Below are 11,811 nucleotides of genomic sequence, written 5' to 3' on the forward strand. Positions count from 1 at the left end.
TGTGCAAGGATAGCTTTTATGTCAATTTATGTTGGTAATCTCCCCTTCGAGGTTAACCAAGAAGACGTAGTGGAGGTTTTTACCGAATATGGTAAAATTAAGCGCGTTCACCTTCCTATCGACCGGGAAACGAAAAAAAAACGCGGGTTTGCTTTCGTAGAAATGGAAACCCCAGCGCAAGAATCGGCCGCTATTGCCGCTCTTAACGGTGCCGAATGGATGGGACGAGAATTAAAAGTCAATCAAGCTCGTGAAAAAGAACCCAGACCTTCCTTCGCTGGCGGCGATCGTGGTCGAGATCGTCGCTACTAATCCCCGATCGTAACCATTCTAGGTTATCGGAGGTTTGGTTTTAAAACCCCCTCCTCAAAGGACGGCTTTGTGGTAGAATGTTTGCAGGTGGTTCCGACCGTGAGAACGTGAGCAAACAGGTTAAACGTCCTACTCCGTCATCTCAAAATTTCTGACAGTCAATGGTGTTCAATTAAGTCCAAACTGTCAGAACGCCAAACAATTAAATACTGTGGGACACACAGAAATTTACGCTTGGGGAGTAGTCCATAAGAGTGCTGGCCTTATAGGTGTAGTCGGACTAGACATGAAACTGTAAGACCAAAATTAGCGTTGCTAGTAGAGGCAGGATTCAGCCCAAGAATCTCCGCCCGAAAAGTGCGGAGAGTGTCAATGTCAATAGGGGAAGCGAGCGCTCGTTTCCCCGCTTGTCTATCTATTATCCCAAGGAGATTCTTGTGGCTAAACGTCGTAATTTGAAAAAAGAAAAAGCTGAACGCAACCGCGCCTACGCTCGTCAATTCCGGGCCGCGTCTAATCGTACCACCACCAGAGGAGGTAGAGGCGGTTATTCCAGCGATCAAAGACAATCTTCGGAAAATGAAGGGGCAGCCGATACCTAATCTGCTGACTTAGTTAATCTAGCAATAAAAGCCCTAGCCTCGCTTTTATTGCTGACTATTCCATCTAAAGTCGCCCCCAAGACTGCCGCAAGTAACGATTTAAACCCGGGACCCGGTTGATAACCCAAAGCTTTTAGGTCATTGCCGTCGATAGGAGCCTCAATCTGCGACCATTTAGTTAAATATTGCCAGATTAAAGCCCGCATCCTAGTCTGACTCCTAACCGCCACCAGTAACAAACTAGGAACCTGATAACCCTTGAAAAAGCTGACGATTTGACTAATGGGTCGATCATAAGCAAAATTATTGCTAATCTCCTTTTCCATAACTTCTAGTTTTTGTAAACGCCCCAGACTATCTTTGGGCAATTGTAAATTATTAGCGATCGCTATTCTTTCCCCCACAGCCAGAGAAGCGATTAATAATTCCAACCGCATTAACCAAGCATTCACCGGCAATTCCAGACTTAAACAATCTAACCAACGACTGAGACAGCGCAATTGTCGCCATAAAGCCCGATTTAAACTTAAATCCCCGTGTAAACAGTGCAAAGCCCCCAACTCAGCCAACTTTTCTAAGGCAATTTCCCAGTAATCCGCCTCTAAAATATAATTCAACTCCGCTTTTAAACGGGACTGTAAAGCAGGTGCATTCTGATTTTGTTGCCGTGAGCGCTCATAAACTCCACTTTCGATCGCATACCTAATATAGCTTTCTGTCAAGGGTTCAATAACAAATCCTAACCGAGTGGCAAAACGCACCGCTCGATAGATACGCGTCGGATCCTCGATAAAACTATTAGCGTGGAGAACCCGGATTTGTTGGGCGCGTAAATCCAACGTACCGCCAAAAAAGTCGAGTAATTCCCCCTCTTTCGGCGAAGTTAGGCGAATTGCCAGAGCATTAATCGTAAAATCCCTTCTATACAAATCCTGTCGAATCGAACTAGCCTCCACTTGGGGATTGCTGGCGGGATAGGGATAGAATTCCGTGCGTGCCGTGGCGATATCCACCCATAAAGAGCCAAAACGCTCATCTTTGTGCCATAACAAAGCCGCCGTCTGAAATTCCCCGTGAATCGATAACCGGGCCCCCGGATAAATTTCCTGTAAACAATTAGCCAATTCCACCCCCGCACCCACACTGGCGGCACGATGGCAGCCATCCACCACTAAATCGATATCCTGTAACAATAAAGTATCCCTTTCTGTGGCTAAAAGTAAATCACGCACCGCACCCCCAACCAGATAGAGATGCCAACCCCGTTGTTGAGCGGCAGTGGCGGCAGCTTGCAGGAATGACCATAAAATCGGCTCTAAACGCTCTTTAATCGCTGGTAAAAGACAGGAAACCAAAGCAACCCCTTCAAAGCGCACCCGCTCATTTTGATGAATCTGTCTTAATACATCTGTACGAGTGACGATACCGACTAACTGCCCGTTTTCTAGTACAGGTAAACGCCCTAAATCATACGTTACCATCAGTGACTCGATTTCCTGAAGGGAAGTGTCGGGGGTAATAGTTTTCGGATTACAAGTCATGTATCCCTTCACAGGAGCGTGAGAAAAGCCGTGATGGAGAGCTAAATCGAGGTCACGACGAGAAATCACCCCAACTAAGCGATCCTGTTCATCTACCACCGATAAACCCGAATGGCCGTAACGGAAAAGGATGCGCTCGGCTTGAGATATAGAAGTATCGGGACGAATTGTTCGCACTGGGGAAGACATTAAATCCCTCGCGGTGGGAGAAGGAGGAATTTGGGCAATTAAGTCCCCCAGCAGTTGGTTTAACTGTGGTGCCGGCTGAACATCGCGAAAACTCACCGAAGCGGCCTGAGCATGACCACCGCCGTTATAGGGGGAAAAAAGCTGATATAGATTCACTCCATCGATCCTAGAGCGACCGATCACAGTTAAACGCTGTCGGGAATTATCTTCCTCGTCTTTACTATAACTATGGCCGAAAAGTAGCGCATCACTATCGGATAATTCCAGTAGGCGCTCGGCTACACTAGACAAACCGGGGATAAAATCGGCAGTATGGAGGAGAACATGGGCGATTTTACGACCATGGATCGTTTTAATCTCTAGATTTTCCCAGGCAAGGCTAAATAACTCCTGTAAGCGCGGGGAAAAACTCGGTTGACAGTATTGGGCGATCGTTTTAATGTTAGCACCACAGGTCATTAACCAGGCCAAAGCATAGGCATCCCTGGGGGTACTACCGGCAAAAGTCAGGGAACCCGTGTCAACGTGAATACCGAGCGCCATTACCGTCGCTGCCATCGAGTTTGGTTTAATCTGGGCTTTTTGTAAAGCTTCGACAATTAAAGTCGTGGTGGCTCCCACCCCTTCTAAATGGACGCTAGAGGCATGAATATCACTTTCACTATCCAAATGATGATCATACAATTCGATCGCCTGTAAATGGTCTAAATCGAGCCACTGGGAAGCTTTTCCCAGACGCTCCCGCCACTGATTATCAACGATAATTAAAGAGCGAATACGGGCCGGATTGACACTCCGCATTTCAATTAAAGCGAACTCATCCCGATGCAGGGCTAAAAATTCCCTCACTGTTGGGTGCGCTCCCCCCGTTAACACAATGCGACTACCCGCTTTCAGCAACGATAAACCCACCGCTGCCCCCAAAGCGTCAAAATCCGCCGTTTGATGACATAAAATTAAATCCATATTTTTTAGTAAGGAGAAGTTATCGAGATTTTTTCTGTATCTATTGTTACTAAATGCTCGGAAATAACCGGGTCAAGAACTATAAGTTAGCAAATCATGACTGAGAGAAACCGATGTTGTTCAAAATTTTAGTAATTCTCCACACCCTAGGGGCGACCGTCTGGGCCGGTGGTCATTTATTGTTGGCAGTCACCGTTCTACCCCAGGCCCTCAAAAACCGAGAACCAGACCGAATTCGTCAATTTGAGCAATATTTTGAAGGTTTTGGGTTATCTGCGCTATTGTTGCAGGTGATAACAGGCCTAGGACTGACTTGGATTTATTTGCCCGGATTTCGTGATTTTTGGTCATTTGATAGTTTTTTGTCGGTTTATATAGGAATTAAGTTAGCTTTACTGCTCTTAACTCTCATCTTGGCCCTTCATTCCCGCTTTTTTCTCCTTCCTCAACTGAGCGAGGAAAACTTAAATTTCCTCGCCCTGCACATAGTCGCCGTCACCACTCTAGCAGTATTATTCGTCATTTTCGGTGCCGGCATCCGTTTGGGGGGCTTGACCATTAGCTTTTAGCAGTTCAGCAGTCTGGAGACCTTTATAGGCTAGGTTTGGCGAAAACGCCAAAATAGGCTAATCTGGGTAAGGGATCATAGAGAGTCCCTTTTCCCACCTAACCCTTGCCCTGCTGTTGTTGGCAAGGATAGACAATGGAAAAAAGTTTTCAGCCCCGCTGCGGTTAGATAGTCACTGGCAGTAAAATTAATATGCTCGTGGATTCGGTCTGACGGGGATATATCCTTTAAACCCTGATTCAGGCAGGAGTTAGAGGAAGGATCGTCCAGTTAAGGTTGAGTGGAAGCGAGGCTCTTCCATACAAGTATCAAATCTGGGAGAATTATCTAAATAAAGATCAACTGCTTTAGGAGAACCCAATCATGTCTATTGTTTTTCAATTTTTTCTCATTGCCCTAGTTTTATTTTCCTTGCTGATGGTAATTGGTGTCCCCGTTGCCTATGCTTCCCCCCAAAACTGGGACCAATCGAAACCCCTTCTCTATCTGGGTTCGGCAATTTGGGCAATTTTAGTGGTTGCCGTCGCTATTTTAAACTTTTTAGTGATTTAGCCTTGATCAGCAGTCAGGAGACAGGAGGAGATAGGGTGATAGGGTGATGAGACAGTTTCCCCACCTCCCCACTACCCCATCTCCCCACCTCCCCACACCCCACACCCCACACCCCACACCCCACACCTTATGACTGTTTTTGAGGGAAATTTTACCGAGGATATATCCTCTTTGCGCTTTGCGGTCGTGATTGGTCGTTTTAATGATCTCGTCACCGATAAACTGTTATCAGGCTGTCAAGACTGTCTCAAGCGTCACGGGGTTGATGTTAATCCCGATGGCACTCAAGTGGATTATATCTGGGTACCGGGTAGCTTTGAAGTGCCAATGGTAGCCCGTCAAGTCGCCCTTTCCCACCGTTACGATGCCGTTATTTGTCTAGGGGCAATTATTCGCGGCCAAACGCCCCATTTTGACTACGTTGCCGCCGAGGCCGCTAAAGGTATCGCTGCGGCCGCTTTTCAGACGGGTGTTCCCGTTGTCTTCGGTATTCTCACCACTGATACTCTACAACAGGCCCTCGAACGGGCCGGTATTAAAAGTAATTTGGGCTGGAATTATGGCCTATCTGCCCTAGAAATGGCTAGTCTCATGCGTCAATTGCGTCCCCGGGATGAAGATAAACCCCTAGAATTATTGCAAAATAATCCCCAACAGGCACTGATAGAAGGCTAGGAAAATTCCGCCAGCATTGAGGGTTTTAGCTGTCCCCACTCCCCCGGAGTTCCACTGATGAGCGAAGCTGAACAGAACAAATATATTAACCAACTCAGACGGCAATTAGTCAACGCTGTCGAGAGGATCAAGACTCTGGAATTAGACCTAGAACCAGAGGGGCGGATTACAGAAGCTTTTGAGGCTATGGAACGGCATATAGATGAAAAATTTGCCGCAGTGGATGAAAAATTCGCCGCAGTGGATGAAAAATTTGCCGCAGTGGATGAAAAATTCGCCGCCATTGACAAGCGTTTTGATCGCTTGGAACATCAGTTCAACCGACTACAGGCGAAGATAGAAGTGGTTCTCGAAGCTATTACGGGTTTGGGGGACTTGCCGGAAAATGAATCATTGTAAAAAAATACTCCAAACCACTTGACAAATGCGCTGAGATTTGGCAAGATTGGAAGAGTGCGAAAAAAAAGGCTTGCGGGCATAGCTCAGTGGTAGAGCGTCACCTTGCCAAGGTGAATGTCGCGCGTTCGAATCGCGTTGCCCGCTTAGAAAAATCAGGAAATAAATCTTAATATTGGGGTGAATAATTCAAAGGCATCCCTTAAGATGGGAATTACCCGTGAGCAATAGGGTTGAGGATTTGGGGCAACCGTTGAATCCCTTAGCTATTGACCGCAGGCGACTAAAAACAACCGTTTATAAACAAAAATTTAGCTTGTGCGACCGTATAAATATACCAAAATCGACCAACACCAAGACTATCCCTGTCCCTGTCGTCGGAAAGGGAGATTATGCCCAATTTTATTGACCGATGCCTTTGGTTGCGATCGCTGTCAACAGATATTTGTGCTCCAGGAAAACGGTCAAATTATCGAACAATTAGCCCCCCACTATCCCTATAAACGCACTTGGCGCTGGACGGGATTTCGTTGGGTGAGTACCAATCAGCGCCTTGGGCAAGAGGTATTACCCCTGATGATGGGGATAATTCTGTTATTATCGATCGTCTGGCTACCCTTAATTTTAAAATCACCGCCGGGGGTAAGCGTAATTTTTGGGGCAATTCTAGTTATGCTATTAGTTATTTTGCCTGCGTTCATCTTTTGGTTAGCCTATCGACGCTAGACAACAATCAATCTATCAATTTATGAGCGAAAGTTCCCCCAAAACCCCCCTGACGATCTTTAAGCAAGCATACAATGCTTTTCTGGCTCTAGGTCAATTTAATGGCAACGAAAGAAATCGCGGGGTAATTGCGATCGCTAAGGGCATTAAAACTGGCTTTGATCGCATTTTAGAAGCCAATACCCTCGATTTAGAAGTCAGTCGAGAGATGGCTGTCTCAGAACAAATGATTCGCTGGTTAAGGTTAACTCCCGAACGTTTAGAGACGACGGTGGAGGTATTACAACAACTAGCGGAAGCATCGGATCCGCTGCAACAGGTAATTAACGCGGCCTATCAACTTAATCCTTCCCAAACCTATTGCCAAAGGATGCCCTTAGGAGTGATTGCCTTAGTCTATGAAGGTTTTCCGGAATTAGCGATGGTAGCGGCGGGATTTTCCCTAAAAAGTGGCAATAGTTTGATTATTCGCGGTTCCAATGCTTCTAGTCATTCCGATGGGGTGATTACGGAAATTATCCAAGAAGCATTGCAAGATGTGGGTTTACCGCTGGATTGTCTGAGTGGTTTACCCTGTGATTGTAGTCCCTCCCTAGAGGAGTTAGTGACCCAGGAAAATTATGTTAATTTGATTATTCCCTACGGTCGCCCTAGTTTAATCGGTCAGGTGAGTCAATTGGCCACGGTTCCCGTTTTGCGTGCGGCCATGGGAAACTGTTATTTGTATTGGTCTCCCAGTGGCGATTTGGAGTTAGCCCGTCAGGTAATTATCGATAGTCATGGCAGCATACCCGATCCGGTTAATGCGATCGAAAAAGTTTTAATTAGTCCCCATCAGAATTCTTCGACTTTAAGTCGTTTGTTTAAAAGTTTGCAGGAAAAAGGCTTTAAATTGCGGGGGGATACCCGATTAGCGGCGGATTTTCCGGAACATTTAACCATGGCCACCGATAATGATTGGCAAAGACCCTATTTAGAAAAAACGGTGGCCTTTAGGTTAGTGGATACCCTTACTGATGCGATCGCTTGGATTAATAAGTATAGTAGCGGTCATGCCGATTGTATTGTCACCGAATCCTATCGAGAAAGTCGTCAATTCGCCATGGAGTCCGATAGTGCTTTAGTTTATATCAATTCTTCCCCCCGATTCGATCGCAATCCCAAACAGGGAGAATCGGTATTTTTGGGCATTTCCAACCAAAAAGGCCAGCGTCGGGGCTTAATCAACCTAGAAACCTTTACCACCCTTAAACAGGTGGTGCAGGGGTAGTTGTGGTCAACTGGATATTGTTAGGGTTGGCCGAATAAATCTAAAAACCTTATCCAACAAGGTTTTTAGACTTTTTTTTCCTCAAAAAGTGCCGACCCTTGGAGTGATACCAAATCCGTTTTTAATAGTGTGATTAACTCTCAAGTTATGAATTGTTTCTCCCCACACCCTGCCCCCACGAAAAACTTTTTGCCGCAAACCCTTGTTAAGTCGAGCGCGAGAGCAGAGAGGAAGGGGAATAACTTCGGACAGTGAGCAGCAAGGGCAAAATTTTGTTCTTAGCTGATCTGGGGGGGTTCTTCTTGACCCTCTTGGGAGGGCCGAGGGAGCGAACCGGGTTGAGGCTGAGAGGTCCAGTCGATTCGCTCCCCAGCGATCGCACCCAAGCTCCGACCGATCTCTGCCCCCGCCGCACCGGCCACGAGCTTACCGATCGCCCTCCCGACCAAAGCACTTCCTGTTTCCCCGACAAAACTACTGCCCGTCTTGATCGTCCAATCCCTCACGTCTGTCTGCTCGGGGGAGGCTTCCTCAGAGGGCTTTCCTTGCCGCTCCACTTGTTGATTAAAGGCAACCGCCGTATTTTCCCCTAACTGTCCCCCGAAAACCTCTCCGGCCAGAGCGCCTACCATGCCGCCCGCGGGCCCGGCGATGACCGTCCCCAGAATTGCGCCGCCCGCCGTCCCCAGGGTTTCACCGAGCTTCTCGCCGCTTTTCTTGCTCAGGTGTTCTGCGATCTCGATGGGATTTGCTCCCGCCTGAGCCTTGCCGGGCTCGGGGTGGACAATTTCGTGGGTGACATCATAGCCTAACTTTGCTCCGGTGGTGCTGCCGGCAAAAGCACCCACTTGAGCGCCCAAAACCGCCCCCCCTGGTCCGAGTGCCGAACCAATCGCCCCGCCGATCACACCGCCGGCCACTTGTCCTGCCGACATTCCCAGGAAAGCGCCGCCAACGGCCGCCGGATCCACTGCTTGGCTGATTTGGCTGGCGATTTGCCCGGTGGCCGAGACGACGGAGTCGGCGGTTGCCGTTGCCTTTTCCAGGGCGGTCTGCCCCACTTGACTGGCCTGTTCGGTCAGGGGTTTGACTGCTTCCACCGCCGTTTCCATGAGAACTTGGCCCGTGTCTTGGGTAGCTTTGAGGAGGGGGTTAGCGGCTTCGAGAACGGAGTCGCTTGCTGCCTGCCATTGCTGGGCGGCCGCTTCGCCCGCGGTTTTTGCCGCCCGAGCGATCTGGTTTGCCACTTGCCCGGCAGCGGCCAAGAAACTGGCGGGATTGTGAGTAAATTTTTCCCCCGTTGAGGCGGATGAATCTGAATTGGCCATTACCTCTATCCTCCTGAGATTACCCCCGGAGCTACCGGGTTGGATCATTATTTGGCAAAAATTAGAACTGCCAAGAGTTTCAGCTATTTTAGCCTATTTCCTTGGCTTTGGATGGACTCAAAGACTTGTAGAATGGACATTATAGCAATTTATGTCTTAGGATATAAATCAAAACAATCGGCTATTTTGCCCTTAATTTATACCTATAAACTGAAATTACTGGGCTTATTTTTCTGCTCTTAATTCCTTCTATTATCATTATGTCAGATCATCAAGCTAGTTATGCTGTCAATGCAATGTTAGGTCGATTGTATTTGAAAAATAAGGCGTTTCAGTCCCTAAGTTTTGAGGAACAACAGTCGATAGTTTTGGACATAATTAAAGAATCATACCTTTGCGATGTCAATATCGGCGAAATTCTCAGTAATGAGTGTTTTTCTGATTTTGACGATGTTGACGAACAGAGAACGATAGCAACGATATTTCAAATTTGTTCCTACTGTGGTCAAGCATCAGCTAACGTACAAGACTATGGAGATTATTTTAGCAAAGCAGGAATTTGTTCCGATTGTCTTGCCAAACATTTCCCCGATAGTTAAGTAGGTAGGCACAATTATTTGTAGGATGGGTTAGCGGTAGCGTAACCCATGCGGGCGTTGGGTTTCATGCTTCAACCCAACCTACGTTTATTTTATATTTAATTCCACCCACCTACTTATAGGAGATAATTTAATCTCAACCTAGGGATAATCAATATTCAACAATTGTTGAGGAAGGAAGACAAGAAGAAGCCATCAATTTGCTTCTAAGTCAATTAAATCGGCCTATAGGTGGCATTGCTGCCGAATTATCTGCCCATATCCCCAGTCTTTCCCGATAAAATTTATAAAACTGAGGATAAGCTTGATTAGATTTTCGGTCAGTAGAGAATTGAGAACAATGGCGAGAAAATGAGCGTTTTTAACTGAAATTACTGTCCAAATAAAACCGAACTATTGCCGGCTCCTTGGAACAAGATCCAAGTCATCAGCAGATTAGATACAAAAATCGCTAAGAGCATAGTGACTACGGCTGCGGTAGTAGCTTGGCCGACTCCTTTAGCACCGCCATCGGTCGTTAAACCCCAATTACAGCCGATAATCGCGATTAAAGCCCCAAAAACCAACCCTTTAACCGGTCCACTCAGCACATCTCCCACACGCAGGAAACCGCGAACCGAGTCGAGAAAAACTGAATTGGCAATGCCGTATAAACTTTGGCCGACCAGCAAACCGCTACCCAAACCGATCAGCAACGCCATAACACTCAAAGCGGGAACCATCAGACAACAGGCAATTAAACGAGGCAGCACCAGATACTCCACGGGATCGGTTTTGAGCATATAGAGTGCGTCGATCTGCTCTGTCACCTTCATGGTACCGATTTCCGCCGCAAAAGCCGATCCTACCCGACCGGCTACCACGATCGCCATCATAATCGGACAGAGTTCCCGACCGAGAGCAAGGGCCAAAATTCCCCCCACCATACTGCCGGCGCCCAAGGCTTGGAACTCCCGGGCCACTTGGATGGTAAAGATCATGCCGATCACCGCAGCCGTGATCATAGCGATAATCAGTGAGGCGGGCCCAGCTGCCACCATTTGTTCTTGAGTGACGCGCCAATCGGGTTTGCGCGTGAATAGGAAGTAAAAAACCCTGCCGGTTAATAGTAGCGCTAACCAACAGCGCCGAAACCAAGAGCTTAATTCCTTGCTAAAAATTGCCAATAAATCCTTCATGGCCCTCAAAATCGATCGGACTAGAGAAAAGTCTATCCTGTTTTGTCTTCTAACTCCCATTTTCTGCCACGCTATGGATAGCGCAGAATTTTTATCTCAAATGTCGGGGTGGAGACCCTCGCGCTTAGTGGGACGGGATAAAACCCCGACCAATATAAAACAGCACTTCGACACATTTCGACACATTTCGATATGCTCAATAGACCTCTTGTAAAAATCAAAAATTGTTGTTAGGGTTAGGAGTCAGGAGTCAGGAGTCAGGAGAATTAGGAATAAACAATAATCAATTAAATGGTCTATTAAATGGTCTATTTAAGGATTTTATGCAATTTAATCCTTATTCTTAAGTAGGTAGGCACAATTATTTGTAGGATGGGTTAGCGGTAGCGTAACCCATGCGGGCGTTGGGTTTCATGCTTCAACCCAACCTACGTTCATTTTATATTTAATTCCACCCACCTACTTACCGTTTTTGAACCCTCAAAAATTAATTATGCAAGAGGTTTAATGTAAAAAGGCTCAATGTAAAAGCTCAGGGACACGAAGCACGACACTTCGACAAGCTCAGTGTCCACTAAAATCTTGACAATCTGTACTGTAAAGTTAGCACAAAATAAATTGTTTGAGGTGAATCAACAATGATGATCTTAGAAATGAAAGCAGTGATCAAACCAAGTCAGTTTTCTGCCATAGATGAAGCTATTCGTACAGTACAATTCATCGACCATCGTTAATATTTTGGTGAAGTTGTTGAGATGAGATTATCGCCTATTATTTCATTTTAGCTAACTTTGGTATCCTTGAGGAGAGGGATAAAGCAGGGTACATCTTATTTTTGTAAATCTAGCAAGTTGGGATTTTTACGCAAAAACTCTCTGATAAAATTGGGCATTACTTCCGATTTTATTA

The 11,811-nt window shown here is 46.5% G+C and carries 13 protein-coding genes, 1 tRNA gene and 1 pseudogene; 12 read left to right on the forward strand and 3 right to left on the reverse strand.

Annotation, left to right across the window (positions count from 1 at the left end; genetic code table 11):
- The first annotated feature begins 18 nt into the window (after positions 1 to 18).
- Positions 19 to 312 (forward strand): RNA-binding protein, encoded by a 294-nt coding sequence (locus tag ACE1AQ_RS18530; protein WP_008200907.1) that lies wholly within the window; start codon positions 19 to 21, stop codon positions 310 to 312.
- A gap of 437 nt (positions 313 to 749) precedes the next feature.
- Positions 750 to 914, forward strand: a complete 165-nt coding sequence (locus ACE1AQ_RS18535) for a hypothetical protein (protein WP_002733784.1) — start codon at positions 750 to 752, stop codon at positions 912 to 914.
- Here ACE1AQ_RS18535 and ACE1AQ_RS18540 read toward each other — a convergent pair.
- Positions 911 to 3,610 carry a CBS domain-containing protein gene (locus ACE1AQ_RS18540; protein WP_110544985.1) on the reverse strand — a complete coding sequence of 900 codons (2,700 nt, stop codon included), beginning with the start codon at positions 3,608 to 3,610 and terminating at the stop codon, positions 911 to 913. The two genes, ACE1AQ_RS18535 and ACE1AQ_RS18540, sit on opposite strands and share 4 nt — an antisense overlap.
- 113 nt (positions 3,611 to 3,723) lie before the next feature.
- Between ACE1AQ_RS18540 and ACE1AQ_RS18545 the strand changes: the two genes are divergently transcribed.
- From ACE1AQ_RS18545 to ACE1AQ_RS18575, 7 genes are all read left to right on the forward strand, one after another.
- A complete protein-coding gene (locus tag ACE1AQ_RS18545) occupies positions 3,724 to 4,179 on the forward strand; it encodes a CopD family protein (protein ID WP_008200901.1) in 456 nt (151 codons plus the stop codon).
- Between the two features lie 362 nt (positions 4,180 to 4,541).
- Complete coding sequence (gene psbZ, locus ACE1AQ_RS18550; RefSeq protein ID WP_004160875.1) at positions 4,542 to 4,730, forward strand: photosystem II reaction center protein PsbZ; 189 nt, start codon at positions 4,542 to 4,544, stop codon at positions 4,728 to 4,730.
- A 129-nt stretch (positions 4,731 to 4,859) separates the two neighbouring features.
- Positions 4,860 to 5,405 (forward strand): 6,7-dimethyl-8-ribityllumazine synthase, encoded by a 546-nt coding sequence (ribH, locus tag ACE1AQ_RS18555; RefSeq protein ID WP_008200898.1) that lies wholly within the window; start codon positions 4,860 to 4,862, stop codon positions 5,403 to 5,405.
- A gap of 57 nt (positions 5,406 to 5,462) precedes the next feature.
- A complete protein-coding gene (locus ACE1AQ_RS18560; RefSeq protein ID WP_110544983.1) occupies positions 5,463 to 5,804 on the forward strand; it encodes a hypothetical protein in 342 nt (113 codons plus the stop codon).
- A gap of 72 nt (positions 5,805 to 5,876) precedes the next feature.
- Positions 5,877 to 5,948 (forward strand) — tRNA-Gly (locus tag ACE1AQ_RS18565).
- Positions 5,949 to 6,119: 171 nt separating this feature from the next.
- Positions 6,120 to 6,527 (forward strand): hypothetical protein, encoded by a 408-nt coding sequence (locus ACE1AQ_RS18570; RefSeq protein WP_008200892.1) that lies wholly within the window; start codon positions 6,120 to 6,122, stop codon positions 6,525 to 6,527.
- A gap of 22 nt (positions 6,528 to 6,549) precedes the next feature.
- Positions 6,550 to 7,797 carry a glutamate-5-semialdehyde dehydrogenase gene (locus ACE1AQ_RS18575; protein ID WP_008200891.1) on the forward strand — a complete coding sequence of 416 codons (1,248 nt, stop codon included), beginning with the start codon at positions 6,550 to 6,552 and terminating at the stop codon, positions 7,795 to 7,797.
- 278 nt (positions 7,798 to 8,075) lie between these two features.
- On the opposite strand, the gene ACE1AQ_RS18580 is transcribed toward ACE1AQ_RS18575, so the two are convergent.
- Positions 8,076 to 9,125: a hypothetical protein gene (locus tag ACE1AQ_RS18580; protein ID WP_008200889.1), complete on the reverse strand. Its 1,050-nt coding sequence runs from the start codon at positions 9,123 to 9,125 to the stop codon at positions 8,076 to 8,078.
- Between the two features lie 260 nt (positions 9,126 to 9,385).
- Between ACE1AQ_RS18580 and ACE1AQ_RS18585 the strand changes: the two genes are divergently transcribed.
- Both ACE1AQ_RS18585 and ACE1AQ_RS18590 read left to right on the forward strand, forming a co-directional pair.
- On the forward strand, positions 9,386 to 9,724 hold the full coding sequence (locus tag ACE1AQ_RS18585) for a hypothetical protein (protein WP_106908234.1): 339 nt from the start codon (positions 9,386 to 9,388) through the stop codon (positions 9,722 to 9,724).
- A 164-nt stretch (positions 9,725 to 9,888) separates the two neighbouring features.
- Positions 9,889 to 10,005 (forward strand): DUF4351 domain-containing protein, encoded by a 117-nt coding sequence (locus tag ACE1AQ_RS18590; RefSeq protein ID WP_071989031.1) that lies wholly within the window; start codon positions 9,889 to 9,891, stop codon positions 10,003 to 10,005.
- A 90-nt stretch (positions 10,006 to 10,095) separates the two neighbouring features.
- On the opposite strand, the gene ACE1AQ_RS18595 is transcribed toward ACE1AQ_RS18590, so the two are convergent.
- Positions 10,096 to 10,902, reverse strand: a complete 807-nt coding sequence (locus ACE1AQ_RS18595) for an MlaE family lipid ABC transporter permease subunit (RefSeq protein WP_008200884.1) — start codon at positions 10,900 to 10,902, stop codon at positions 10,096 to 10,098.
- Positions 10,903 to 11,540: 638 nt separating this feature from the next.
- Here ACE1AQ_RS18595 and ACE1AQ_RS18600 point away from each other — a divergent pair.
- Positions 11,541 to 11,633: pseudogene (locus tag ACE1AQ_RS18600) on the forward strand (transposase); the annotation flags it as partial.
- Positions 11,634 to 11,811 lie beyond the last annotated feature (178 nt).

The sequence above is a fragment of the Microcystis sp. BLCC-F209 genome, from assembly GCF_041928595.1.
GTDB lineage: Bacteria > Cyanobacteriota > Cyanobacteriia > Cyanobacteriales > Microcystaceae > Microcystis.

Bases quoted from the DNA above. Each gene is read 5' to 3' on its own strand.
- ribH (WP_008200898.1), top strand. From the start codon at position 4,860: ATGACTGTTTTTGAGGGAAATTTTACCGAGGATATATCCTCTTTGCGC.
- ACE1AQ_RS18560 (WP_110544983.1), top strand. From the start codon at position 5,463: ATGAGCGAAGCTGAACAGAACAAATATATTAACCAACTCAGACGGCAA.
- ACE1AQ_RS18575 (WP_008200891.1), top strand. From the start codon at position 6,550: ATGAGCGAAAGTTCCCCCAAAACCCCCCTGACGATCTTTAAGCAAGCA.
- ACE1AQ_RS18595 (WP_008200884.1), bottom strand. From the start codon at position 10,902: ATGAAGGATTTATTGGCAATTTTTAGCAAGGAATTAAGCTCTTGGTTT.
- ACE1AQ_RS18540 (WP_110544985.1), bottom strand. From the start codon at position 3,610: ATGGATTTAATTTTATGTCATCAAACGGCGGATTTTGACGCTTTGGGG.
- ACE1AQ_RS18545 (WP_008200901.1), top strand. From the start codon at position 3,724: ATGTTGTTCAAAATTTTAGTAATTCTCCACACCCTAGGGGCGACCGTC.
- ACE1AQ_RS18585 (WP_106908234.1), top strand. From the start codon at position 9,386: ATGTCAGATCATCAAGCTAGTTATGCTGTCAATGCAATGTTAGGTCGA.
- ACE1AQ_RS18580 (WP_008200889.1), bottom strand. From the start codon at position 9,125: ATGGCCAATTCAGATTCATCCGCCTCAACGGGGGAAAAATTTACTCAC.
- ACE1AQ_RS18530 (WP_008200907.1), top strand. From the start codon at position 19: ATGTCAATTTATGTTGGTAATCTCCCCTTCGAGGTTAACCAAGAAGAC.
- psbZ (WP_004160875.1), top strand. From the start codon at position 4,542: ATGTCTATTGTTTTTCAATTTTTTCTCATTGCCCTAGTTTTATTTTCC.